A 25,848-nucleotide genomic window follows, 5' to 3' on the forward strand; every position below is an offset into this window, starting at 1 on the left:
TATGCTGAAGTATAAACTCATACTTGCACTCATAAGCGCTCTGCTCCTTTTAGGTTGCGAGGAAGATATTACCATTGCTATACCAGAGGGAGACGAGCAGTTGGTGGTAGAAGGCCATATCGAGCAGCAGGCGCCGCCCATTGTCATACTTACCAGAACAGTTCCTGTTTTCTCTGACATTTCAGCGGAGGTGCTGGAGCAGAGCTTTGTGCATGATGCAGAAGTAACCGTAACTGTAAACAACCAAAGCTATACTTTAAAAGAAACTTCTTCAACTGCTTTTACAGAAGATCTTAAGCAGGTGATTTCAATGCAATTTGGGCTTAGCCCTGGAGTGTTAAATAGCGCAAGCGGATTTTCCTTTTACGTGTATACGACTGACGAATTGCTCGGAGAAGTTGGAAAAACCTATAATTTGAAGGTCAGCCATCAAGGTAAAACCCTTACTTCTTCTACTACCATTCCTCACTTAAACCCGATAGATTCTCTTTGGACGATACCGCACCCTAATCCCGAAGAAGATAGTCTGCGCCAGCTCTACTATCGTTACAATGACCCGGACACGCTGGGGAATTACATTCGGTATTTTACCAAACGCAACCAGGAGCCGTTTTACCCTGGGCTTTTGGCTTCTGTGTTTACGGATGAGTTTGTGAACGGCGCTACAATAGATTATCCCCTGGACCGTGGTGAGCCGAAAGGTCAACCCGAGGTAAATGAGGACCTGTACGGCTACTTCGGCAAAGGCGATACTGTAACTGTACGCTGGGCAGCCATAGACCGCCCCCACTACAGCTTTTGGTTTACCTTGGAAAATGAGCAACTGAATAACGGCAGCCCCATTTCATCTCCCAACATTACGCAGTCCAATATTACAGGCGGCTTAGGTATATGGGGCGGTTACGCCGTAACGTATCATACTATCATAATTGATTGATTAAGCGCTTCTGTCGAACTTATAGCCGCAGTTGAAGCAAAAGTACGCGTTGTTGGGGTGTCCTTCCTGGTGGCAATTCGGGCATACCCGTGTGGGAGTCATCTGCCTCTCGCTCCGGGACATTTCTACGGTAACGATGCCTGTGGGCACAGCGATAATCCCATAGCCCATAATCATCACAAAACTAGCCACTATCTGGCCAAGAGCCGTTTGAGGCGCAATATCTCCATAGCCTACCGTCGTGAGCGTTACAATAGTCCAGTAAATGCTGGTTGGGATGCTGGTAAAACCGCTGGCAGCACCCTCAATAATATACATGGTAGACCCTATAATGACGATCAGGAGCACCACTGTGCCTATAAAAATAAGGATTTTAGTAGCGCTAGCTCGTAAAGCAGACGACAGCACCTGCCCTTCGTTGATGAACCTGGTTAATTTAAAAATTCGAGCGATACGCAGCAGGCGTAGCACCCTTACCACCAGCAGGTACTGCGATCCGACTATGAAAAGGCTCATGTAAGTCGGGATAATAGAGAGTAAATCTACAATACCGAAAAATGAGAAAACATACTTTAAGGGTTTTGGTGTGCTATAGATGCGTAGAATGTATTCTATTGTAAACAGAATCGTAAACACCCACTCCATAGTCAGGAACAGCGTCAGGTAATTGCGGCGTAAGGCTACAATACTTTCCAGCGATACGATTATGACACTTGCAATAATCAGTACGAGCAACAGGACGTCAAAAGCTTTTCCGGCACTTGTATCAGCCTCAAATATAATGCGAAACATTTTCCTTCTTACATCGCTTTTAGTTGGCATCAGGCAAGTGTATATATAGTTTATAGTTGTTACGGAAATCTGCCGATAAAGCTTAATTGCTTAATATATAATTAGTTAAAAGCTAAAGCTGCAGTAGTACTAGAAAGTGGAGATAACCTGTACGGAGTCTCGCTGCAATTTGTAGCTGAGGTAGCCTTTGATGCGGTTTTCATACTCCTGCACCTGCTTGGCCTGTAACTTCGGCTTTACTGGTTTTTTAGCGGCTGGTTTTGCTTTGGCTACCGTTTCCTGAACAGTTGGTTGCTGTTGCTCTCTCCAATCAATCATCACTAATGTTATTGTATCAGGTTTGGCGGGGTTCGTAGTGCTTACCATATCGCCAACCTGTACTTTTTGTATTTCCGGAAAAAGCATCCTCAGGTCGCTGGTCGCGCTGCCATTAACCTCTAGATTTTGGCGCCTCCGCAAACTGTCGGTGTGTTGCTCCTGCAGTTTCTGCAGCTCCAGCGTCTTCAAGAGGTCCTGGGTCATGTTGTTGGTAATGTCGTAAGCGATTTTCTGCACCTCCTCCGGCGACACATCCAGCTGCACCAGCTTCACTTTATACTTGCCGAGCTTGTTTTGGGCCAATACTTCATCGTAGTAGTTAACCAGGTTTTCGTCCACTTGCTTTCCTACGCTATAGATTTTGATGTAACGCAGAGAATCGCCGGGCTGCAACTCCCATTTTATGATTTCGTTATTGCGTTCTTTAAAATCCGTGATGATAAGCTGCTCAATCTGCTTCTTCGTTTTTACATCGTTGTAAATGTTGTAGAGGAAGTAGACGCTTGGCAGCACCACAATTACCAGCACCGCCACCATAGCCTGCGCAACCCGTTTCTGCTTGGCCTGATCTACGTATGCTTTTGTATGAAAGTGAAGGTACTTCACAATCATGTAAGTGGCCAGGCTGATAAAGACCGCATTTATGAAAAACAGGTAAAATCCACCGAAAAAGAAATCATACCGGCCTACAGCTAAACCGTAACCAGCCGTGCAGAGCGGCGGCATGAGGGCTGTGGCAATGGCAACTCCAGGTATGGCATTAGATTTATCAGCCCGTGAGATGGAAACGATACCGGCCACTCCGCCAAAAAAGGCTACACCTACATCTAAAAGAGTCGGGGTTGTCCGGGCCAGCAGTTCGTTGGTAGGCTCCCCAAGCGGTGTTACGCTGAAGTATAAAGTACTCACAATTAATCCTGCAGCCGCAGCCAAAGCCAGATTCTTAATAGAGTCTATCAGCATTTCGCGGTCGTTGATACCCACCGAGAGCCCCACGCCAAGTATAGGCGACATAAGCGGGGAAATTAACATGGCTCCGATAATCACTGCACCGGAGCTGGTATCCAGGCCAATAGAAGCAAGCATTGCCGAGCAGATGAGCATCCAGGTGTTATTGCCCCTGATCGGGATTTTATCGTTTATCTCACGGATTGTGCCTTCTTCATCGGTCTCATGCTGAATATTTAAGATATTACTCAGCATTGCTTTTAAGGATTTTAGCAGCATACTATAATAATGTAAGGCTGCAAAATTAAGCATTTTAACCACAGCGCCTAATGCGCACCTTTCAGGGTTGGCAGTAATTTGTCCATCACATCCATCTTATTTATCTGGTTTACAAGAAGATTTATTTTCTGCTTATCGCCGGGGTTTAGGATCGCCTCCTCTGCATCGTGCAGCAACAGCACAGCCTCCTGGTGCAGCACCGGTAGCAAGTGCGGATATGGTTTAACCTTGTGCAGCAGGCTTTGCAAGAGCAGCAGCATCTTTAGCACAAGTATGCTGTTCTGCTTGCCATACAAACGCAAGGGAGTAAGGCAAATAGCGTAGATATCTTTGAAAGTCTGGTGTTTGAAGCGAACTCGCCCTGCTCCGTCATCATCATATAAAATTTTTTCGTCTGTAAGCTGCATGCGTTTGGCAAACAGGGCTGTAAGGTAATCAATAGCTTTTATGGCAGTGCCGGGGTCGTTAATACCAGGGCTGAGAGCTTTAACCGCACTTTCTGTGATGTGCTTAAACCCAAAGATATAGTTGATGCCCGGTCGCTCTTCCCTGAAAAAGTTAACGTGGTCGAACAGGCGGTCTGTAAACTCATCCATGTTCTCCACCCTTTTGTTGATGCGGGCAAACGGGATTCCCTCCACCAGAAAGCTGCCCAAGGGGTATTCAAAATCAAGCACAACGTCAAACTCCATCAGCAACTTCATGACAGCCACCTGATCCAGGCTTTGCACGTATCCGGTTTTGGGGCTTTTCAAGTATAACCAGTCCTTCTGATTAAATATGTTCGGCATGTTAGTGCCTTTATCACGCTCAATTTCTTCCTCCAACTGGCTTACGGTAATGTTATAAATGCCTTCTAATATACTCTCTATCTGAATGGATTCTGAAATAGAATGTATGAAGTACACAAAGAAGCCCAGGCAGGCTATAGCAAACGCCATAGACAGAAATATGGCAAAACCGGGTAAGTCTACGCTGTAAAACTCTGACCGCACGTTTACCATCACCACCAATGTATAAATCAGGGTGCCGAGGTAAAGACCTGTTACAGTTTGGTTAGCCTTATAAGTAATTAGCCCCGGAATAACTCGAGGAGAAAAGTTAGAGCCAGCCTGGTTTAGCACCAGCATCACCATTGTAAAGCTGAAAACCGTGAGCGAAATAACGCCAGTGGCAATTGTGCTAAGTATAAGTCGGGCTGTCTCTCCGTTGCTGATGATCAGGAAAGGAAGGGTTTCTTTTAATGTCACGCTCAGCCCCGTGGTTTCGAGATAAAGCATCAAAATAGCCAAAAGAAAGAAAGCCAGCGAAATAACCGTAGGTATAAACCCTAAACTTGATATAATGTATTGATAAATGAACTTGATTCGGCTAAATATTTTATCCATAAATATTGGTTGTGGTAGCTGATGATACGTTTTGTGGCTGTTTGCTATTACTCGTATTCGTTGGCTGAGGTTATAAACCAGAAGGGCAGGCTGTGTTGCAGCCTGCCCTTCTGGTTTTGTTATACTTATAATAGCGTTGATGCTGAACAAGTTGTGTAACTGATCATCTTCAGTAGCAACTATTTCACAATCATTACGCCATTCATTCTCTTCCAATAGCCGGGGTAAGTACAGACAAAATCATACAGCCCTGGTTTTAAGGGTGCCGTAAATTCTATCTCTACTGTCTGGCCGGGCAAGGCCATTGGAGAAGCCGCAATAACAGCCTTACTATCGGGAACGTAATTTCCAGACGCACCCACGTTAGCACCGGCAAGCGCCACTTGCTTATACTTGCCCGGAGCTGTAATGACAACATTATGCACCATGGGCATGTCAATGCCTTGGTTTATAAAAGTTAGTTTAATTAATGCGCCGGCTTTAGCCTCTAAAGTGTCTTTGCTATACCTGATTTCTTCTACCGTGTTCCCTAAGGCGCGCAGTTCCAGGTGCTGAACCTCCTGCAGTGTGGTGTCTTTTGGCTCCACCAGCGGCGCGCTGGATGCTGTGGCAGTGTCTCTTCCAGAGGCAGTTGCTTCTGGCTCTCCCTCAGTTTCTGGTGGGCTGCAGCTCCAGAGCAGTAGCATAAAGGGCAGTATGCTTGCAAATAAATTTCTCATGGTACTATTTTATAACAACTGTGGCAACCGTATTGGCTGCCACAGTTCATGCTATCCAAAATATTCTGACTTCAGCTTCTTATCGTGTCCATAAAGGTCTTCCCTGAAATGAACATTGCCTTCTTCATCAACCCAGCTTGTAAAGTATACCAAGTATACCTGGATTTTTTTCGGCAACGTTACCCATTTTTCCTCGCCGCCGTTAATGGTCTGCCTGATGCGGTCCTCATCCCATTCCGGCATATTCTGCAGCACATACTTGCCAAGCTCCACTGGTTTTTCCAGGCGTACGCAGCCATGGCTAAAGTTTCGGGTGGTCTGGCTGAACAGGGCATCGGCCGGTGTGTCGTGCAAGTATATGGCGTGCTCGTTAGGGAATAAGAATTTAATCTGGCCTAAAGAGTTTTTCGGTCCCGGCTTCTGGCGCACCATGTACTGGAAATTACTCTCCGTTACATTTGCCCAGTCAATTGAAGACGGCGAAATCGGTTTAGGGTCTCGCTCCTTCGTCACGATCTCCATGTTCTGAGTGTTAAGCCAGCCGGGGTTGCGCAGCATTTTAGGTTTAATTTCTTTCGCAACAATACTGTTGGGCACATTCCAGTAAGGCGCCAGCACTACATACTCTAATTTCTCGCTGAAAATAGGCGTTGCGTTCATTGTTTTACCTACAACCACACGCATGCTCATCACTTCTTTATAAGCTCTTTCAGCTTCCGGGTCGTTGTTAGGGTCTTCGTAGATATAAAGTTTATACTCCGGAATGTTAACCCAGATATACTTCTGATCAAGGTTTTTGGGCACCATGCGCTTCGGTATCCAGCGCCAGCGCTCCATGTTAATCATGATCTGCTCGATGCGCTCTTCCAGCGGCACATTCATAGTGGCAAGCGTGTTCCCGCCTACAACACCGTCCTCTGCAAGGCCGTTCAACATCTGGAAATTCTTTACCTGCTTGTCAAGCTTATCATCAAACAACCACAGGCGCTTGTCCTTTGGATCAATTTGTAGGTTAGGGTTTAAGCGTTTGCGGATGGTTGCTACAGCCTGTGCCGTGTCTCCTTTCTGCAGTGTCTTTCTGTTGCCTAACTCCACTTTTGGCCAGCCGCCCTTGTCCTGTAAACTTCTATAATCCTGCAGTGCATCGCGGAGCCTGGTATAGCCGGCATGCAGTGCCTCAAATTCATAGTATGGATAAGTGCTTTCGCGCTCTTTCAGAATGGTTTGAAGCGCCTTATGTAGTTTTATCTTATTTTTCTTGACCTCCCAGTTCACATTATTCTGAGCTGTGGGGTCTACACGGCCACGGTAAAAGTCGGAGGCATAATTAAAGTAAGAGGCCGTAAGAGCGACATCTATCTGCTGCTGCAGGTCCAGGCGTGCAGAGTCCTGGGCATCTATTTGCTCATACTTTTGGAAAAGCTCTTTAAAATTTACAAGTTTATATTTGTCAGGGTTAAGGCCTTCTACTGAGGATGAGTCAATTACCTGCAGAAACTTATTCGCCTCCGGCACCAGGTCATTGTCACGGAACCAAGCCAGCGAGTAGTCACGGTCGCTGTAGAATTTAAACATCAGGTCCTCGTGTTCCTTAACAGCATCCTTCTCAGCAATGAAATTCTTGACGAATAAACTATCCGTGCTTGCCTGCGGTAGCTCTTTTTTCTTGAAGATATCTGTAATTCCGCCGGAATCGGTTTTATTCTCATCGCTCTGGTTACAGCCCGAAATCCCGAGCAGGACGGGGGCTATGGCACTCAGAACAAATAATCTGATTTTATAAGGGTTCATATGTTAACTGTTTAGCTCAGGTTAGTTCCAGCTTTTAAAACTTATACTTTACTGTTTTAAGAGCTCTTACTTAAGTACAATACTGGAGCCGCTGAGTAGGTTTTATTACGCATTTTAGCCTTTTGTACTGCAAAACCAGGTAAAATGTTTTAATGCTTAAGCTGTTCCTACGCCAGCAGATTTAGGGATAAAGTAAAGCGATCAGTACATTGATGAAAGTATAAAATATGATCAAAGGGCGTTTCACATTTGGTTCGGTTGTTGTGGATTCAAGGTTTTCCGAATTCGTACAGAATTCCTATCTTACGTCGAAAAGCATATATAGCCCTATGAAATATTATCACCGTTGCTTACTAGGACTCGGTTTGGCCGGCAGTTTACAGCTTGCCTCCTGCTCCTCCACCACCACTAACGACAACGAAACTATGACAACTGAACAAAACGCCCTTGCGCAAACCTCGGGCGATGTGCACAGCTACGCCAAAGCTGCCGAGGCTGTGGCAAAGCATCTGGACCTGGATATTGAGGTTAACTTCGACCAGAAAATACTCAACGGCACTGCCTCCTACCTAATCGAAAACAAAACCGGAACAGATCAGATTATTTTTGATACACGCGGCCTTCAGGTAGAAAAAGTATACTTGGGAGACGCCATGGAAGAAACCACCTTCTCACTTGGTGATGAAAAGGAATTTTTGGGGCGCCCGCTTACCGTCAACATCAAGCCTGATACTAAAAAGGTAACTGTAAAGTATAAAACATCTCCCGATGCCGCCGCCCTGCAATGGCTAAACCCGCAGCAAACAGCTGGCAAAAAGCATCCGTTTCTCTTCACGCAGTCGCAGGCTATACTTGCCCGCACCTGGATTCCGATCCAAGACAGCCCCGGTATAAGGATTACTTATAACGCTACAGTAAAAGTGCCGAAGGAGCTGCTGGCTGTGATGAGTGCAGAAAACCCGGTGGAGAAAAATGCGACAGGCGTTTATACTTTTGAGATGAAGCAGCCGATCCCGTCTTATTTAATGGCCTTATCCGTTGGTGATCTGGTGTTTGAAAAGATTGGCCCCCAAACCGGTATTTACGCAGAGCCTGCCACCATCAAAGCTGCTACTTACGAGTTTGCAGAGATGGATAAAATGCTGACAGCTGCCGAAAAGATTTACGGAAAGTACAGATGGGACCGATATGACCTGCTGGTGCTGCCGCCGTCGTTTCCGTTTGGAGGGATGGAAAACCCGCGCCTGACTTTTGTAACGCCTACCGTACTGGCAAAAGACCGCTCCCTTACCAGTCTGATCGCTCATGAGTTGGCCCACAGCTGGAGCGGCAACCTGGTAACCAACGGCACTTGGGATGATTTCTGGCTGAACGAGGGCTTTACCGTATACTTTGAGCGCCGTATTATGGAGGAAATTTACGGGAAAGATTATGCCGCGATGTTAAATGTTCTGGGCTATCAGGACATGATGAGCACCATAAACGATATCGGGCCAGAAAACGAGGACACCCGCCTGAAGCTGGACCTGGAAGGCCGCGACCCTGATGAAGGACTGACGGATATCGCTTATGAAAAAGGAAATTTCTTTTTACAGAACATCGAGAAAGCCGTAGGGCGAGAGCGTTTCGACGAGTTCATCAACAACTATTTTAACACCTTCGCATTTCAAAGCACGGATACGGACAAGTTTCTAAATTTCCTGCGCACTGAACTGATTAAAGGTGACGAAGAACTGGCTGAGCAGATTAATATTGAAGGATGGGTATACTCACCAGGTCTTCCAGAAGGGTTTGAAGCTCCTACCAGCACAAGATTTGCGAAAGTAGAGAAAGCCTACCAAGACTGGAAAGACGGCAAGCCAGCAGCACAGCTCAACACGCAGGATTGGTCGAGCCACGAATGGCTGCACTTTATACGGATGTTACCGGAAAACATGAGCCAGCAGCAGTTGGCTGATCTGGACAAGGCCTTTAACTTTACCAATTCCGGCAACTCCGAGGTGCTGGCTGCCTGGTTTATACATGCTATCCGCAATAATTACACTACAGCAGACAAAGCGTTAAATACTTTCCTGACCAATGTTGGCCGACGCAAGTTTCTGGTGCCTATCTACAAAGCGCTGGCGGCTACTCCGGAGGGCAAAAAGAAGGCGCTTGAGATTTATGCCAGAGCAAGGCCAAATTATCACGCTGTATCTACTGTTACTTTAGATGAAATGCTGAAATAGCAGCAAAGTATACACTGTAAAATCAAAAAGCGGCTGCCAAAGTATGGCAGCCGCTTTTTGTTGGTATCCACGGAAAAACAGAAAGCTCTGTGACCTTCTGACCTGCTTGGTGGAGCCAGGCGAAGGTACAGAGCCTTCCAAACATATCTTATCGGTTATTTTTCAGCTTTAAGGTTAATTGATTTCTCTGCAATCATGGTTAGTTGTTCGTCTGTTTGTTTTTCTTCGTTCAACGTCTCCACTAGCAGTTTCACCACATCATCCATACCCAATTGCTTTGCATATGTGCAAACTGTACCGTAGGCTGCTATTTCATAGTGCTCCACACGCTGTGCAGAGGCTATAAGCGCAGCATCCATTACGCTGGCATCCGCTTTTTCGCTCATCATGGAGTCAGCTTCTTTAATGATGCCCTCCATGGCTTTGCATTTCTCTCCTTTCGCCTTCTCACCTATCAGATCAAACACTTTTTCAAGTCGCTCAATTTGCTTTTCAGTCACGTTCAGGTGGTCCTCAAATGCCATCTTTAATTTGTCAGAAGATGTTGCTTTAATCATCTTAGGGAGCGCTTTTGTAATTTGCTGCTCAGCATTATAAATGTCTTTAAGTTCGTGGATCAGGAGATCCTTTAAGTTGTTTAGTTTCATAGCTTGGAAAGGTTACGCGTTAATTTGCAAAAGCTTCTCGCTTGTTACAGACCTACTATACGGGCTGATACCAGCCGGGTTTAGAGATATGATTTTTTATTTGCTAACGCATTAAAATTAACTGCAACCGCATTATTAAATATAACTTATTATATATAGCTAGATATAAACCAAGCAATACTTAAGGTGTCAGCTAGCAGCAAACCATCATACTTTGTGTAAATTGAAACGATTTTAGCTAAAAGCTGTAATCATACTGTACATATACTCTTATGTGCAGTGGTAAATAGAATTACGAGCATAAACAGATTCAATCACCCGTGGATACACCTAAAGGAAAACTAATTGCAATAGGCGGAAACGAAGATAAAGGCAGTTACCCCAACCCAAAGTCTAAGAGAAAATACTACCTTGATTTTTTTGAGCTAGGCATACTGAAGCGTTTCCTGAAAGAAATTCCGGTTAAAAACCCCCACATAGAAGTGGTAACCACAGCCTCTATGATTCCAGAGGAGGTAGGCGAGCGTTATACCAGTGCTTTCGGTATTCTTGGCGTTGAGAACGTGCAGTTGATGCACATCCGAACAGAGGAAGACGCGCTTATTCCGGAATATATTGAGCGGGTAAAAAAGTGTGACGGAATTATGTTTAGCGGCGGTGACCAATCCCGGATTACCCGCATGTTCCTGGACACAGAGATTCTAGACGTTCTCAAGAACCGTTACCAGAACGAGAATTTTATTATAGCCGGTACCAGCGCCGGGGCCATGGCCATGTCTAAGGAAATGATTAAAGGAGGAAGTGCCACAGAGTCGTTGCTGAAAGGCGCTATAAAAATGGGCCGCGGGCTACACCTGATAAACGGGGTAATAATTGACACTCACTTTGTAATTCGCGGGCGATTTGGGCGCTTGATGGAGGCTGTGGTAACGCATCCCAAAACAATCGGCATCGGCTTGGGCGAGGATACCGGCGTATTGATAACCGAAGGGCACATGATTGAGACAATCGGCTCTAACTTGGTGGTGGTGGTAGATGGGCACGATGTAAAGTATACTAATATTAACGATGTTGACGCAGGCCGACCCGTGGCTATTGACCATATGGTGATGCATGTGCTGGCCAAAGGCAACCTGTTTGACATGGACTCCCGAAGATTTTACCAGAGCGAAGAGGCTTACCATCTGGCACAACTACAGGAACTGAACCGCTGATAAGTAGCAGCAGGTAAAGCAGTTCCTTTAGTTGTGCCCGGAATTAGTATCTTACCTTTTATAAATCTCTACGAAAGTCTCCTGCTGCGCCACTTTACTGGCTCGGTACATTCCCTCAGAATTAAAAGGCATAGCCACCTCTCCTGCTGTTGATACGGCGATTAGCCCGCCTTCTCCACCAAACGCCACCAGTTTCTTCATCACCACCTCGTCACAAGCTTGTCGTAAAGTATAGCCTTTGTACTCTATCAGGCATGATACATCATAAGCTACTACGGCGCGCATAAAAAATTCCCCATGGCCGGTGCAGGAGATGGCGCAGGTGCGGTTATTGGCATAGGTGCCCGAGCCTATAATCGGCGTATCCCCAATACGGTTGTAACGTTTATTGGTCATGCCTCCGGTAGAGGTCGCGGCAGCTACATTTCCTGCCTGGTCTACAGCAACAGCACCTACTGTCCCAAATTTTTCATCGCGCTGCTCCGTGTGATCCAGCATAAAAATATCCGAGTCCCGCACCTCGCTCCACTGCTCATACCTATACTTGTCAAAAAAGTATTTTTCAGGAGCAAACTCTATTCCGTAAGCCAGCGCAAACTCTTCTGCACCATAGCTGCTCAGCATGACATGTTCTGAGTGCAGCATGACGGCACTGGCAAGTTTTATAGGGTTTTTTATACTTTTGACGCCCGCTATAGCGCCCGCTTCCAGCGTTTTGCCGCACATAATGGAGGCGTCCATTTCATGCTTTCCCTCTTTGGTGAAAACTGAGCCTTTGCCGGCATTAAACAACGGTGAGTCTTCCAGGTACACTACTGCTAATTCTACTGCCTCTAAAGCTGTTCCGCCCGCTGCCAATACCTGGTGCCCCGCCTCCACGGCTTCTTTCAGAGCTGCTTTGTAGGCTATGTCCTGCTCTGCTGAGAGTGTGGCCTGGGTGATAGTTCCGGCTCCGCCATGTATGGCTATTGCTGTTTTCTGCATGCTGCTTGTACTTATATTGTAGTTTGCTTACCCTCTACGCCAATATTGCTGCGGCTGTTTAACTACGCTCCTGCTCTACCCATTTTTGTTTAAATGGAGCCTCTAAAAGAACCTAATTCCGGGGAAAAACAGTTACCTTTGTGAGTAGTAAAAACAACCACATTAACTTATTTCATTATGTCTTTTGATATCCAAGGTAAGCTGTACGAAATCTTTGAGGAGCAACAGATCAGCGATAAATTTAGAAAGCGCGAGTTTGTTCTGGAGATTCCGGATGGTTCTTACACGCAATACGTAAAGTTTCAGCTGACGCAGGACAAATGCAACCTGCTTGACTCTTACAAGAGCGGCGATGAGGTGAAGGTAACTTTTAACCTTACAGGCAAGCCTTTCACCAAAAACGGTCAGACGATGTACTTTACCAACCTGCAGGCCTGGAGAATGGAGCCAGCGGCGAATGACTTTGGCGGTGCTCCCGGAGCTGCTGCCCCTCAGCAAGATGCGCCGTCTTTTTACAGCAGCGATGCGGATAACGACCTGCCGTTCTAACCAACAGCGGTTTTTATCAGAACTATACTTGAAAGCGGGCCTTAACGGGCTCGCTTTTTTTTAACCCCCAGCTAAAACTCAGTTATAAAGTATGAGCAGAGCAATACGCTTTATAACAGCTGCAAGCGGAAACTTAAGCCTTTGGGTTCAGTTATAGTAAATAGCATCTGTAAAGCATCTCAATCTACTACCACTATGGACGAATTACAGCGCCTGATCTGGGAAGGCGAAAACGACACAGTTGACTTCAAGCAGCGCATCACTAAACCCGAAAAAATAGCCCGTACGTTGGTTTCTTTTGCAAATACTCGGGGCGGTGTTATTCTGGTGGGCGTGAAGGATAATGGCTATGTATGCGGCGTGGACCCCGAAGAAGAAAAGCATACGCTGCAGCTAGCGGCAGATTTTTACTGCGATCCGCCGGTGCAGGTGCAGTATGAGGAAGTGGATCAGGAAGACAGGGTGGTGCTGAAAGTAGTGATACCAGAGAGTAAGAATAAACCGCATTTCGCCAAACTAAGCGAAGACGATTGGCGTGGCTATGTCCGTGTTAAAGATACGAGCGTGCAAACCAGCAGAATGGTAAACAAAACGCTTGCGCAGGCGCCTGAAACATTCGAAACACTTCCTTTAAACCGACACGAGGAAGCAGTGCTGGAGTACTTGCGGCTGCACCCGCGCATTACGCTGCGCCAGTTCATGAAAATGGCCAACCTTTCCGAGCGCCGAGCTTACAGTACCTTGGTAAAGCTTGTCATACATGGGTATTTGCTTCTTCATGATAAAGAGAAAGAAGATTTTTATACCCTGGTCTAGCAGCAGCACCGTTTCTAAAGCATAAGCTTTCTTGAAAGTATAAATTGTAAATTATAAAGTATAACTCCAGTTTAAAAAACTGTCTTTTATTCTGATTTGCTGCTACTCACCAGTTTTCCGCTACGGTAGGTTTCTGTATGCGATAAACTCCCCTGCTCATCATATACCTGCCATTCTCCAAACCAAAAATAGTGCTCTTGTGTAGGCGTTCTTATTATCCGGGCAGTACCTTTTCTAGCTATGTTCCCGTTCTCATGGAATTTCTCAATTAGAATAATATTATTCCGTCTGTTGTATCGCTCCACCATAAATAGGCTGCCATTAGGGTAATAGTATTTCCATTTTCCGACTTCTATTCCATGCTTAAAACGTCCATTTCTCACTAGCTGCTCGTCTACATATACTTTCCAGCGCCGATGGAATTTGCCATGCTTATCAAATCTGTTTACCTTCCAAAATAAGAATCCCTGTTTGTCAGCCTTTATCTTTTTAGATGCAGTCTCTTGCGCAAAGGCTAGCAAAGGCAGGTTTAAAAGTATGAAAAGGCTGATGATTCGCGGCAGGTCCATATCTTATCATTTATATATTCTCTTCTATACTTAAAGAAAAATATAAAAACATTTACGAACAACTAAATCTTTAGTTTATTATAATTCTAATTTTAATGCTCTATTATTCAACACTATATAGTGTGACTTGAATTCTTAGCGGATTTCAGGCAATAGCTTCTGCTGCTACAGCGGCTATAGAACTTCGTCCTTGGCTTGAAATATATCGTAAACAAGATCAAAGCCGCATTTATACACGCTGCGCTTTTAAGAGTTTCTAAAACAAGGTTTCACCCTAACCCCACGCTTATGCCTAAAGCAACAACAGAAACCAGCGTAACCGGCAAAACCACGCGCAAAGCTGCCGTTAGCAAATCACCAACCACCAAACCCGCCTCAGCAAAAGGAAAAACCACGGGAGAAAACGGAAACAAGATTTTCGTGTTAGACACCTCCGTTATACTTTATGATCACAGCGCTGTCCGTAACTTTCAGGAACACGATGTAGCCATACCGATTACGGTTTTGGAGGAGCTGGATAACTTTAAGAAAGGCAATGATATTAAAAACTTTGAGGCCCGGGAGTTTATCCGTTTTATAGACAAGCTGTCTGCGGAGCATAAACTGCAGGAATGGATTCCGTTGAACGGTAAAAACAAGGGCAGCTTTAAAGTGCTGATGAACAGCTCCACTTCTGGAGTGGATGCAGTAAATATCTTCGGAGATAAGAACGACCACCACATCCTGAACTCAGCTCTTAAGCTGCAGCAGGAAAAGCCTCATAACCGTGTAGTGCTCGTAACCAAGGATATAAATCTGCGCCTGAAAGCACGTGCTCTGAATATAATTTCAGAAGACTATGAAACAGGTAAGATTCAGGATGTAGCGGATCTTTATACTGGTTGCGATACCATAGAGGATGCGCCTGCCGCCGCTATTAACGAGCTGTATGAACACGGCTTTTGCGATGCAGATAAAGTACTCTCGGCTAGTCCAAAGGACAATCACTTTTTTGTGCTAAAGAGCTTTAAGAACTCTGTGCTAGCTTACTACAACACAACTGAAAAGCGGCTGGAGCGGGTAGATAAGCAAACTGCCTACGGCATAAAGCCCCGCAATGCCGAACAGGCTTTCGCCCTGCATGCCCTTACCAGCCCACACATCAAATTAGTTAGTATACAGGGAGTGGCAGGCACCGGTAAAACTCTACTGGCGCTTGCCAGCGCGCTGGAGCAACGCCGTGAATACAAACAAGTTTACCTGGCGCGTCCGGTGGTGCCGCTCAGCAACAAAGATATCGGTTACCTTCCCGGAGACATCAAATCGAAGCTTAACCCCTACATGGAGCCGCTTTGGGATAACCTTAAGTATATTCAAAACCAGTATCCCGAAACCAGCAAAGAGTACCAGCGGCTGCGCGAAATGGTGGAACTGGAAAAACTGATGATTACACCGCTGGCTTATATACGTGGCCGTAGTTTGTCTAACATCATCTTTATAGTGGATGAAGCGCAGAACCTGACACCCCACGAGGTAAAAACCATTATATCCAGAGCCGGCGAGAACACTAAAATCATCTTCACCGGTGATGTTTATCAGATTGACACGCCTTACCTGGACTCGCAAAGTAATGGCCTTTCTTACCTGATTGACAGGGCTAGAAACCACCCGCTGTACGCGCACATCACCCTGCAAAAAGGCGAACGGTCGGAGTTGGCCAACCTGGCAAATGAACTGCTGTAGCGCTTTAACTTTTATACTTATATAACAGCAGGGGCCGCAGTTGGTTAATACCGCGGCCCCTGCTGATGTTTATACTTATTTAGTACAGTAGCTACACTAAAAATACTAAATTTTAATCTTCTTGCTTTGGAGCAGTTTATGAAGCCCCACTAAACCCTGCTCCACCTCCTGCTGCATCTTATACTTGTGCCACAAGCCATACATTTTGGAAAGCGGCGTTTGCTTTAGAACTGCCTGCTGCCGCCATACTAGCTGTGTGCCGCCATTGTTCGGTGTTAGTATAAACGTGCCTAAAGTGGTTGTAGAGTCGCTTGAGTCGCTTTGCTTGTAGATTAGAGAGTGAGATTCTATACTTTCTGTAAACAACAGCTGACCGCTGCCTACCCTGTCGCCGCTCCATTGCAGACGGGCACCCTTGCCCTGCATAGGTCCGCCGTACAGATGGATCATGCTGGGGTCGTTCAGCTTGTTCAGCACGCTCCAGTTCTCCCATTCGGTAGGGTTGTTCAGGAAAGGGTAAATATCCTCCGGTAACTGCTGCAGATGTATAGACCGCTGCACCTCAATCTTGGAAGGCAGAAAGTATGCGGCACCGAAAAATGCAGCTGCTGTGCAGGGCAACGCTATGAGCATGATTCTGAGCAATTTCATATGTAAGATGGCAAGTTGGTGAGGTTGGTATTATTGCAGGCTATAAAGTGTCAATTTTAAGGAGGTTAAGTCACCAAAGCAAGCATTACTGTTAGAAAATATTTGTTAATTTTAAATTGATAAGGCGGCCACATGGCATAAAGGCAGCTTTTAACAGGCGATACACGTACAGTGGATTAAAAGATATTAAATAGAAAATGCTTTATGCTACAAGATTGGATACAAAAAGGATATAGCTACTCCCAAAACCCTATCTTCAAAAAGTTTACAGGTAAAGCAGGTGCCTTGCTCTCTAAACCAATGAAAATTGGGCTGTTGCTGACAACTGCTTATAATAAGCTGGTAGATGTAAATGACAACGAAACAGGGTTTCAGCAGCTAAAGAGCCTGATGCTGACGTTTATGCGCATGGCCAGAGCCTACATTAAGGGAGACTACCGAGACGTTTCAAAAAAATCAATGGCCATTGGTGTGGCTGTACTGCTCTACCTTGTTACACCCCTGGATATTATTCCTGATTTTATACCAGTAATCGGCTTGATGGATGATATTAGCTTGATGGCGTGGTTTGTGGATGCGTTCAGTAAAGAAATAGCCAAGTACCGCGAGTGGGAAACCCAAATCAGTTACGAAAATATCGGCCGCTTTTAACAGAAGTTTGGTCTCTTAAAAATATTTTAAAGCATCCTGAACAGAGGGATGCTTTTTTTATGTCTTCTCCATCTTGAGCTTACATATAAAATATGAACAAGCATAGTATCAATTTAAAGCGCGAATTTATACTTGCCGGTCAGTTTGCAGCGCACTTAAAGCCTGTTGTTGAAATTCAATAAAGTAAAATGGTTAACTTTAAGCATTAAAAACTAACCAATCTATACATTACATGATCAGTAAACGCATATTATCTTTTTTTGCGGCTGCTTTGCTTAGTATTGGCATAACAACTGCTCGCCCTGATGAAGGCATGTGGCTGCCAATGCTTCTGAAACAGCTAAATGAGGCCCAGATGCAAAACAAGGGCATGAAACTCACGGCGGATGATATCTACAACGTGAACCAGTCCAGCTTAAAAGACGCGATTGTTTCTTTTGGAGGGTTCTGCACCGGCGAGATGATCTCTGCAGAAGGCCTGCTACTCACCAACCACCACTGCGGCTATGGCCAGGTACAGCAGCACAGCACAGTAGAAAACGATTACCTTACAGAAGGTTTCTGGGCCATGAACCGGGAGCAGGAACTGCCTAACCCAGGTCTGACAGCTACCTTTATTGTACGCATGGAAGACGTAACCAAGCAGATTCTTGCTGGTACGGAGGCGGCAGAAACAGAGGCAGCACGCGAGTCCATTATCCAGCGCAACATCTCTAAAGTAGGCAAAGAGGCGACAGCCGGTACGCACTACAGTGCCGTTATCAAGCCGTTCTTTTATGGCAACGAGTATTACATGTACATCACCGAAACATTTAAAGATGTACGTCTGGTTGGTGCGCCACCTTCCTCGATCGGTAAATTTGGAGGCGACACTGACAACTGGATGTGGCCGCGCCACACCGGCGATTTTTCCATTTTCCGTATTTACGCAGGCCCGAACAATGAGCCAGCGGAGTACTCGCCCGACAACAAACCATACAAGCCAAAGCATCACCTGCCAATCTCGCTAAACGGCATTCAGGAAGGTGATTTTACCATGGTTTTTGGTTTCCCGGGCCGTACCAATGAGTACCTGACATCGCAGGCTGTGCAAGAGATTTACGAAGTTTCTAACCCAGCTAAAATCAACATCCGCGAAACAAAGCTCAACATCCTGGATAAGGATATGAAAGCCTCTGATGATGTGCGCATAAAGTATGCGGCTAAATACGCCAGCATAGCCAATTACTGGAAAAAGTGGATCGGCGAAAACCGTGGCATCCGTAAAGCCAACGCTATTGCAGAAAAGCAGCAGCTGGAGCAGCAGTTTGCGCAATGGGTGGCTGCCGATGCAGGTCGCAAAGCCAAGTACGGAAACCTGCTCTCTGATTTTGAGAAAAACTACAATGCACTGGAAGGCATAACCATCTCAAGAGACTATATTAATGAGGCAGCCTTTGGAGTAGAGATTGTGAAGCTGGCAAACAACTTTACAACGCTGCAGAGCATGTTGGCGCAAAAAGCTCCTCAAAGCGATATAAATGCACAGGTGACAAAGCTGGAAAACTACTCTTCCGGCTTCTTTAAAGATTACCACGCACCTTCTGATAAGAAAGTATTCGCGGCATTACTGGACCTTTACTATAGTAACATCGATGCTAAGCTGCACCCGGAGGCGTTCAAGATGGTTCGTACTAAGTATAAAGGTAACTTCGAGAAATACGCTGATGAAGTATTCAACAGATCAGCGTTTGCATCAGAGGCTGGCGTTAAGAAGCTGTTGGCCGACGCCAAGCAAGGTAAAAACTCCATTGCTAACGATCCTGCTTTTGAGCTGGCAAACAGCATAGCAGAATATTACCGTGTGAATGTAATGCCGACTTATACCACGGTTAACGAGAACCTAAACCTTTTGTACCGTATGTACATGGCCGGTTTGCGCGAGATGCAGCAGGATAAAAACTTCTACCCGGATGCTAACTCCACCCTGCGTGTCGCTTACGGTAAAGTAGAGCCTTACAAGCCTTTGGATGGGGTGCAGTACACCTACTATACTACTTTAGAGGGCGTGATGGAGAAAGCCGCCTCTGGCGTGGCTGAAGATTATGCCATACCTGCCAAGCTACGCGAGCTGTATGAGAAAAAGGATTACGGCCGTTACGGCGTAGACGGCAAAATGCCGGTTGCTTTTATAGCTTCCAACCATACCACAGGCGGTAATTCAGGCTCTCCTGTTATCAATGCAAACGGGCAGCTGATCGGTACTAACTTTGACCGTAACTGGGAAGGCACGATGAGTGATATTGTTTACAACCCAGATCAGGTTCGCAATATCTCTGTGGATGTACGCTATATGCTTTTCATTGTCGATAAATTTGCCGGAGCAGGCCACCTGGTAGAAGAAATGACGCTGGTGACGGATGACACCTCAGGTTTAGCGCAGGTGGATGCCCGTAAAAAGGAAACAGAGCAGTCTTCTAAAAAGGACAAGAAGAAAGACCGGAAAAAGAAGAAAGCAAAGGCCGAGGCCACTGCTTATTAAATATTACAAGTATAAAAATCCCGCCTGAAGCCTCAGGCGGGATTTTTGTTTTAACGGCTCCTCTTCGTATTTTGAGAATCATTTAGCATACTTAGAATGCCCCATACCACCCTGAATTTTAAAGAGAACTTTGTACAACTGGATAATGTCACGCTGAAGCTTAAGTGGATTAATTCAGCACCTGAGGGTGCAGCAGACAGACCTATACTTGTATTTCTGCATGATTCCTTGGGCTGCATAAAGCTATGGCGCGATTTCCCGGAGAAGTTAGCAATGGCAACCGGATGCACTGCATTGGTGTACGACAGGCAAGGCTATGGCGAATCAGCTCCATTCACAACCTTAAAGCGCGATCATGATTATCTGGAGCGTGAGGCGGATGTGCTGCACAACTTGCTGGAGCAGCAACAGGTAAAAAGCGCCATTCTGTTTGGCCACTCAGACGGAGGCAGTATAGCGTTGCTGGCGGCGGCAAAGTATTCAAAATTAATTACCGGGGTCATAACTGAAGGGGCGCATGTGTTTGTAGAAGATGTAACGTTGGCTGGCATAAGACTAGCCGTAGCAGCCTATAAAGAAACAAACCTGCGGGAGAAGCTTATGAAGTATCATCAAGATAAAACAGATGATGTTTTTAATGCTTGGACGGAGACGTGGCTATCAGAGGGTTACCGCAATTGGAATATAGAACTTTTTTTGCCTGCCCTATTTTGTCCGGTTTTGGTTATACAAGGTGAAGCAGATGAATACGGCACACTGGCGCAGGTGGAAGACATTGTGCAGCAGGTACAGGGTCCTGCGAACCAGTTAATCATACCTAAGATTGGCCACACGCCGCACCGCGAAGCTGAGGTTGATGTGCTGCAACATTCAACTGACTTTATTAACCGATTACGATAATTTGAACAGTCAGTATTTTTAAAATGAAGCTGTTTAGATTTATTGGTTATAGGGCCTACACCCGCCATTGTTGGTGTTTTTCACCAACAATGGCGGGTGTAGTTAATCTTGCTGGTGAAAACACGCTGCAAGGGCAGGGAGTGCAATGAATAAATTCTAAACAGGCTCAATGCCTGTGGCTTGATATTTAGTGAAAACAATGAGGGATTAAGCCTAAAAACTATTAATTTAAGAAAACACTGGTTTGCTAAAGTATGGCTAAACTGGTTGCAAGTATAAATCTATCAGATGATGATGAAAAAACGTCAGGTATACTTAAGTATAAGTGCAGCGTTGGTTTTTGCCTTGTGTGCTAAGTCCTCCGCAGCTCAGGATTATAAACAGCTTCACGAAGAGGCAATACTGGTTGACACACACAACGATGTGCTGATAGCGGTAATGGATGGCTTAGATATTAGCAAAGATCTCAGCGGCCGCACTCACTCGGATTTGGCGCGTTTTAAAGTGGGTGGTGTGGATGCCCAGTTTTTTTCGGTGTGGAGTGATGAAACCGGCACTTTCAAGTATGCAATCCAGCAGATTGATTCGCTGGGGGCTATTGTAAAGCGGAACCCCGACAAAATGATGCTGGCCACCAATGCGCGGCATATACAGCAGGCCGTTGAGGAAGGTAAGCTGGCAGCCCTGATTGGTGTGGAAGGCGGACACATGATTGAAAGTGATTTGGAGAAGCTAGAGCAGCTGCATAAGCGCGGGGCGCGTTACCTGACGCTTACCTGGAACAACTCAACCCCTTGGGCCACCTCCGCCATGGATGAAACTTCCGGCAAGTTACCGGCTGCCAAAAAAGGCCTGACTAGTTTTGGGAAGCAAGTTGTGCGCCGCATGAACGAACTGGGCATGATGGTAGACGTAAGCCATGTAGGCAGTAAAACTTTCTGGGATGTAATGGCAGTCACGAAGAAGCCCGTACTAGTATCACACAGCTGCGTGCATCAGATAAATCCGGTGTTCCGAAACCTTACCGATAAGCAAATAAAAGCTGTCGCTAAAAACGGAGGCGTTATCCATCTTAATTTCTTTTCCGGCTTTTTAGATCCTGAGTTTGTGCCGCGCGTAAATCGTTTTCAAAAGGCTCATAAAAATGAGATTGATTCTCTTAAAACGAAAGGCTGGAATAATGATGCCATCATGGATTTTCTGGCGGAAACATATCCGACAGACGTTCAGAACCTGCGGCCTCCCCTTTCGCTGCTGCTAGATCATCTCGATCATATTGTTAAACTGGTAGGTGTTGACTATGTAGGCTTAGGCTCCGATTTTGACGGCATTACCTCAGCTCCTCAGCAACTGGACGGTGTGCAGGATTTCCCACTCATTACCAAAGAATTACTAGCCAGAGGTTATAGTGAGGCTGACATTAAGAAGATATTAGGCGGCAACTTTTTACGGGTTTTCAAAGCTAACGCCGAGTAAATTTAACTGATAAGGTATATTCTGTTTTTTTATGAGTTATACTTCCCGGTCATACTGTATAGAAAGTATGATGACTCCTCTTTAACTTGCCGTCTCTTTAGAACAGGTACACGTGAGCATACAGTATATTTTAGAATTGATAGGAACTGTGGTTTTCGCCATGTCCGGGGCACTGGCCGTTAGCGAAAAAGATAAGGAGCAGGACTGGTTTGGGGCAGGCTTTACTGGATTCGTGACGGCTATTGGCGGCGGCAGCTTACGCGATATTATGTTGGGAAGCTATCCCTTAGTATGGATTCAGGATGTGACTGTGCTCTACACAATTATAGCCGCAATTATCTGCAGCGGCCTGTTTTATAAATGGCTTTTACAGCTGCGCCGTACCTTCCTGCTGTTCGATACATTGGGTATTTCTATTTTTACAATTGTAGGTATGGAAAAAGCGCTCAGCCTGGGAGCTAGCCCGGAGATAGCGGCAATTATGGGCATGTTTTCGGCAGTGATGGGTGGTGTTATCCGGGATATACTTACAAACGAAGTCCCTGTGCTGTTCCGGCAGGAGATTTATGCCAGTGCCTGCTTGATGGGCGCATCTTTCTACCTGGCACTCGAGTACCTCGAAGTATCCAGAAATGTCAACTTTATCGCCTCCGTTCTACTGATTATTTTCATTCGGCTTATTGCTGTGCGTTACAACCTGAGCCTGCCCAAATTCAACCGCTTACATTAGGCAACCTATCCATACAGTATAAATTCCGTAAGCTGTATGGGTTGTATAACAAAGTATAGCGATGGCTTTGAAAGATAGAATTTTATTTACGCATGATACTTGGAGCTTAACCATAGTGCGGGCATTTTTAGCATTAGTAATTTGGCCGCACGGTGCGCAGAAGCTTTTTGGCTGGTTTGGAGGCCACGGACCAGCAGGTTTTATGGATGCGTTTCAGATGATGTCTGGATTACCGGGATGGTTGGGTTGGCTTGTCATCATCATTGAGTTTGTTGGCGCCATGTGTCTGCTTCTTGGCTTCTGGGTCCGGTTCTGGGGTTTGGCACTAATAGGCTTATTTGCAGGAATCATACTGACAGTACACTTGCCCAACGGCTTTTTTATGAACTGGTCAGGAAACCAGTCCGGCGAAGGTTTTGAGTATCATTTGCTTATAATAGGTATGGCGTGGGCTTTGGTAGTAGGTGGTGCCGGCAACCTGAGCGTAGACCAAAGTATGGCTAACCAGGAACGAAAGTTTTAGGCCGCAAAGTATAACCCAGCTAATCTTCAGCCTCCTCGCCTCTCTCCACTATATCTCCTTCAGAAAACAGTATAAGCTTCATCATGTCGCGCCAAACGGGCTTTTTGCGCAGCAGAAACTCCAGGTTCATTCCGAAATGCTTAAATTCCTCGTGCTGCGCATTTTGCATGATGGCCTTAGCCACTGCATCTTTTTCTACCGATATCCGCTGCTCATACCAGTTAATAGCCTCAGCCTCCTCAATTACTGAGGTTATCATACGCGCAAACGTGCGCGTTTCTTCCGATAATTCATTGGCCGGTTCGTGATATTGCTCTGTTGCCATGTTTTCGCTCAGTTAAGTTTCATACTTCATCTTAACGAAGGCAACAGAGCGATGGTTGATACTATACTTTAACCCGGATATTACTTGTTCAGTAATCTGGCCACATACTTCCCGATAATATCAAACTCGAGGTTAACGGTATCTCCTGGTTTTACAGCGTGCAGGTTTGTGTGCTCGAAAGTATAAGGTATAATGGCTACCGAAAATCGATCTTCCTGAGAGTTTACCACTGTCAGGCTTATCCCGTTTACGCAGATAGATCCTTTTTCTACGGTTACATTGCCTTTACCGGCATCATAACGGAAGGTAAATACCCAGCTGCCGTTCTCATCCTTTACATCCTCGCATACGGCAGTCTGGTCTACGTGCCCCTGCACTACATGCCCGTCAAAGCGGCCATTGGCTTGCATGCAGCGTTCCAGGTTTACAACATTACCTACTTTCAGGCTATTTAAGTTGGTTTTCTGCAGCGTCTCGTCAATAGCTGTTACGGTGTACTGCTCTCCTTCTATGCGTACCACTGTCAAACAAACGCCATTATGAGCCACACTCTGGTCTATTTTCAGCTCATTTGTAAACGGACATGTGAGCGTGAAATGCTTATTTGTGTGCTCTTCCTGTATATCGGTTATGTGGCCCAAAGCCTCAATAATTCCTGTAAACATAATTTGAAGTTAATTGTCTTTTAATCGGCTGAAAGTATTAATGCTACCGCTCTAAATATGTTTATCAAAATTAGCAGGTTTAGATGTTGAAGCCGAAGCATTTTAAAATAATATGGAGGAAAAGATCTTTTATACAAGAAATATTGCTCTCAGATGCTTATTTTCGCAAACCTGCCATTGAGCCAGGTAGTACCCACATTAAGAACCTGAACTTTTTACCACCATGCAAACTGACACGTACAGGCACAAGGGCATGCGCCGGGCTCTAGTAAAACAGCTACGCGAAAAAGGCATTCGTGATCAGCGTGTGCTCAACGCCATCGAAACTGTACCGCGTCATTATTTCTTTGATAAGGCTTTTCTGGAGCAGGCTTATCAGGACAAAGCATTTCCCATTGGCGAGGGGCAGACCATCTCCCAACCATATACTGTTGCTTTTCAATCTGAACTGCTGCAGCTAAAACCAAACGATAAAGTACTTGAAATCGGCACCGGTTCTGGTTATCAATGCACTGTTTTGCTGCAACTCACCCCCAATGTATATACAATAGAGTATAACCGGCCTTTGTTTGAAAAAGCACGTTTATACTTCCGGAATCATGGACTTAATCCCCACACCTTCCACGGTGACGGCTCCTTGGGGTTGCCAGCATACGCTCCTTATGACAAAATTATTGTTACTGCCGGAGCGCCGGTAGTACCCAAGGAACTGCTGCGGCAGTTAACGGTAGGCGGAATTTTAGTTATACCTGTAGGCGATGAAAAAACCCAGCGAATGCTTCGTATTACAAGGGTAGAAGAAAATGAATTTACAAAAGAAGAATTCGGCGACTTCAAATTCGTGCCTTTGCTAGGCCGTTCAGGCTGGAGCGGCGGCGAATAATACAGCTCATTTAGCCTTTGAGGCCAAAGTTGATTTTAACCTTTGCCTCATGCAGAGTATCTTTGCCTCACTAATCAATAATTGGAATGCGTAAACAAAAAAAAGTATCCGACTCTTACGTTATCATGACGGAGCTGGTGTTGCCTAACGACACCAATACCCTTCATAACTTAATGGGTGGTAAAATGATGCATTGGATGGACATTGTGTCTGCCATTGCTGCGCAAAAACACTCTAACCGAATAGTTGTAACAGCTTCGGTAGATAACGTGTCTTTTGCAGAAAGTATAAAATTAGGTAACGTAGTTACATTAGAGGCAAAAGTAACACGCGCTTTCAACTCTTCTATGGAAGTGCATATTGTGGTATATGCAGAAGATATACCTAGCGGCAAGAAAATGATGTCGAACCAGGCCTTCTTCACGTTTGTGGCTGTAGACCAGTTGGGCAATCCAATTGATGTTCCGGAAGCAATACCTGAAACCGAAGACGAAATTAAACTTTATGACGGAGCACTGCGCCGCCGCCAGCTGCGTTTAGTCTTAGCCGGACGTATGCAGCCAAGCGAAGCAAATGAGTTACGCTCTATCTTCGACATCAAAGAAGATACACAAGGATAAGT

25 protein-coding genes are annotated in these 25,848 nt (G+C 45.5%); 14 read left to right on the forward strand and 11 right to left on the reverse strand.

Translation table 11 applies throughout. The features are described from left to right. The first annotated feature begins 1 nt into the window (after position 1). Positions 2-937 (forward strand): DUF4249 domain-containing protein, encoded by a 936-nt coding sequence (locus Q1B04_RS06595; RefSeq protein WP_299757103.1) that lies wholly within the window; start codon positions 2-4, stop codon positions 935-937. Here Q1B04_RS06595 and Q1B04_RS06600 read toward each other — a convergent pair whose 3' ends face one another. From Q1B04_RS06600 to Q1B04_RS06620, 5 genes are all read right to left on the reverse strand, one after another. After that, positions 938-1,759 (reverse strand): ion transporter, encoded by an 822-nt coding sequence (locus Q1B04_RS06600; protein WP_299757106.1) that lies wholly within the window; start codon positions 1,757-1,759, stop codon positions 938-940. Between the two features lie 99 nt (positions 1,760-1,858). Beyond that, complete coding sequence (locus tag Q1B04_RS06605; protein WP_299757108.1) at positions 1,859-3,250, reverse strand: TIGR00341 family protein; 1,392 nt, start codon at positions 3,248-3,250, stop codon at positions 1,859-1,861. 71 nt (positions 3,251-3,321) lie between these two features. After that, positions 3,322-4,662: a DUF2254 domain-containing protein gene (locus Q1B04_RS06610; protein ID WP_299757111.1), complete on the reverse strand. Its 1,341-nt coding sequence runs from the start codon at positions 4,660-4,662 to the stop codon at positions 3,322-3,324. Positions 4,663-4,841: 179 nt separating this feature from the next. After that, on the reverse strand, positions 4,842-5,381 hold the full coding sequence (locus tag Q1B04_RS06615) for a plastocyanin/azurin family copper-binding protein (protein ID WP_299757113.1): 540 nt from the start codon (positions 5,379-5,381) through the stop codon (positions 4,842-4,844). A gap of 51 nt (positions 5,382-5,432) precedes the next feature. Next, complete coding sequence (locus tag Q1B04_RS06620) at positions 5,433-7,172, reverse strand: L,D-transpeptidase family protein (protein ID WP_299757116.1); 1,740 nt, start codon at positions 7,170-7,172, stop codon at positions 5,433-5,435. 329 nt (positions 7,173-7,501) lie between these two features. Here Q1B04_RS06620 and Q1B04_RS06625 point away from each other — a divergent pair, with 329 nt between their 5' ends. Further along, the gene (locus Q1B04_RS06625; protein ID WP_299757118.1) at positions 7,502-9,400 is read left to right on the forward strand and encodes a M1 family metallopeptidase; all 1,899 of its coding nucleotides are present in this window, start codon (positions 7,502-7,504) and stop codon (positions 9,398-9,400) included. 155 nt (positions 9,401-9,555) lie between these two features. Here Q1B04_RS06625 and Q1B04_RS06630 read toward each other — a convergent pair whose 3' ends face one another. Further along, positions 9,556-10,047, reverse strand: coding sequence for a ferritin-like domain-containing protein (locus tag Q1B04_RS06630; RefSeq protein WP_299757121.1), 492 nt, complete (start codon positions 10,045-10,047; stop codon positions 9,556-9,558). Between the two features lie 320 nt (positions 10,048-10,367). Here Q1B04_RS06630 and Q1B04_RS06635 point away from each other — a divergent pair, with 320 nt between their 5' ends. Further along, a complete protein-coding gene (locus Q1B04_RS06635) occupies positions 10,368-11,261 on the forward strand; it encodes a cyanophycinase (protein WP_299757123.1) in 894 nt (297 codons plus the stop codon). 51 nt (positions 11,262-11,312) lie between these two features. Here the strand turns inward: Q1B04_RS06635 and Q1B04_RS06640 are convergent, their stop codons facing one another. Next, entirely contained in the window at positions 11,313-12,245 is a 933-nt protein-coding gene (locus Q1B04_RS06640; RefSeq protein ID WP_299757125.1) for an isoaspartyl peptidase/L-asparaginase family protein, read from the reverse strand. Between the two features lie 177 nt (positions 12,246-12,422). Between Q1B04_RS06640 and Q1B04_RS06645 the strand changes: the two genes are divergently transcribed. Further along, on the forward strand, positions 12,423-12,794 hold the full coding sequence (locus Q1B04_RS06645) for a DUF3127 domain-containing protein (RefSeq protein ID WP_299757127.1): 372 nt from the start codon (positions 12,423-12,425) through the stop codon (positions 12,792-12,794). 195 nt (positions 12,795-12,989) lie between these two features. Beyond that, positions 12,990-13,610: an ATP-binding protein gene (locus Q1B04_RS06650; RefSeq protein WP_299757129.1), complete on the forward strand. Its 621-nt coding sequence runs from the start codon at positions 12,990-12,992 to the stop codon at positions 13,608-13,610. 86 nt (positions 13,611-13,696) lie between these two features. On the opposite strand, the gene Q1B04_RS06655 is transcribed toward Q1B04_RS06650, so the two are convergent. Further along, complete coding sequence (locus Q1B04_RS06655) at positions 13,697-14,179, reverse strand: hypothetical protein (protein WP_299757131.1); 483 nt, start codon at positions 14,177-14,179, stop codon at positions 13,697-13,699. Positions 14,180-14,467: 288 nt separating this feature from the next. Between Q1B04_RS06655 and Q1B04_RS06660 the strand changes: the two genes are divergently transcribed. Next, the gene (locus Q1B04_RS06660) at positions 14,468-15,901 is read left to right on the forward strand and encodes a PhoH family protein (protein ID WP_299757133.1); all 1,434 of its coding nucleotides are present in this window, start codon (positions 14,468-14,470) and stop codon (positions 15,899-15,901) included. A 105-nt stretch (positions 15,902-16,006) separates the two neighbouring features. Here the strand turns inward: Q1B04_RS06660 and Q1B04_RS06665 are convergent, their stop codons facing one another. Beyond that, a complete protein-coding gene (locus Q1B04_RS06665) occupies positions 16,007-16,552 on the reverse strand; it encodes an SRPBCC family protein (protein WP_299757135.1) in 546 nt (181 codons plus the stop codon). Positions 16,553-16,852: 300 nt separating this feature from the next. On the opposite strand from Q1B04_RS06665, the gene Q1B04_RS06670 reads away from it, so the two are divergent. The 6 genes from Q1B04_RS06670 (at position 16,853) to Q1B04_RS06695 (ending at position 23,353) form a co-directional block, all read left to right on the forward strand. Further along, positions 16,853-17,203: a YkvA family protein gene (locus Q1B04_RS06670; RefSeq protein ID WP_299757138.1), complete on the forward strand. Its 351-nt coding sequence runs from the start codon at positions 16,853-16,855 to the stop codon at positions 17,201-17,203. A 232-nt stretch (positions 17,204-17,435) separates the two neighbouring features. Beyond that, entirely contained in the window at positions 17,436-19,724 is a 2,289-nt protein-coding gene (locus tag Q1B04_RS06675; RefSeq protein WP_299757140.1) for a S46 family peptidase, read from the forward strand. A 96-nt stretch (positions 19,725-19,820) separates the two neighbouring features. Beyond that, positions 19,821-20,624, forward strand: a complete 804-nt coding sequence (locus tag Q1B04_RS06680; RefSeq protein WP_299757143.1) for an alpha/beta hydrolase — start codon at positions 19,821-19,823, stop codon at positions 20,622-20,624. A 288-nt stretch (positions 20,625-20,912) separates the two neighbouring features. Next, entirely contained in the window at positions 20,913-22,100 is a 1,188-nt protein-coding gene (locus Q1B04_RS06685) for a dipeptidase (protein WP_299757146.1), read from the forward strand. Positions 22,101-22,212: 112 nt separating this feature from the next. Continuing rightward, positions 22,213-22,830 carry a trimeric intracellular cation channel family protein gene (locus Q1B04_RS06690; RefSeq protein ID WP_299757149.1) on the forward strand — a complete coding sequence of 206 codons (618 nt, stop codon included), beginning with the start codon at positions 22,213-22,215 and terminating at the stop codon, positions 22,828-22,830. A gap of 67 nt (positions 22,831-22,897) precedes the next feature. Beyond that, positions 22,898-23,353 (forward strand): DoxX family protein, encoded by a 456-nt coding sequence (locus Q1B04_RS06695; protein WP_299757151.1) that lies wholly within the window; start codon positions 22,898-22,900, stop codon positions 23,351-23,353. Between the two features lie 19 nt (positions 23,354-23,372). Here Q1B04_RS06695 and Q1B04_RS06700 read toward each other — a convergent pair whose 3' ends face one another. Together Q1B04_RS06700 and Q1B04_RS06705 are read right to left on the reverse strand one after the other, a co-directional pair. Beyond that, positions 23,373-23,678 (reverse strand): hypothetical protein, encoded by a 306-nt coding sequence (locus Q1B04_RS06700; protein WP_299757153.1) that lies wholly within the window; start codon positions 23,676-23,678, stop codon positions 23,373-23,375. Positions 23,679-23,758: 80 nt separating this feature from the next. Continuing rightward, positions 23,759-24,343, reverse strand: a complete 585-nt coding sequence (locus Q1B04_RS06705) for a riboflavin synthase (protein ID WP_299757155.1) — start codon at positions 24,341-24,343, stop codon at positions 23,759-23,761. A gap of 223 nt (positions 24,344-24,566) precedes the next feature. Between Q1B04_RS06705 and Q1B04_RS06710 the strand changes: the two genes are divergently transcribed. Then, complete coding sequence (locus tag Q1B04_RS06710; protein WP_299757158.1) at positions 24,567-25,226, forward strand: protein-L-isoaspartate(D-aspartate) O-methyltransferase; 660 nt, start codon at positions 24,567-24,569, stop codon at positions 25,224-25,226. Between the two features lie 86 nt (positions 25,227-25,312). Next, entirely contained in the window at positions 25,313-25,846 is a 534-nt protein-coding gene (locus Q1B04_RS06715) for an acyl-CoA thioesterase (RefSeq protein WP_299757159.1), read from the forward strand. Positions 25,847-25,848 lie beyond the last annotated feature (2 nt).

Source organism: uncultured Pontibacter sp., from assembly GCF_947495565.1.
Classification (GTDB): domain Bacteria; phylum Bacteroidota; class Bacteroidia; order Cytophagales; family Hymenobacteraceae; genus Pontibacter.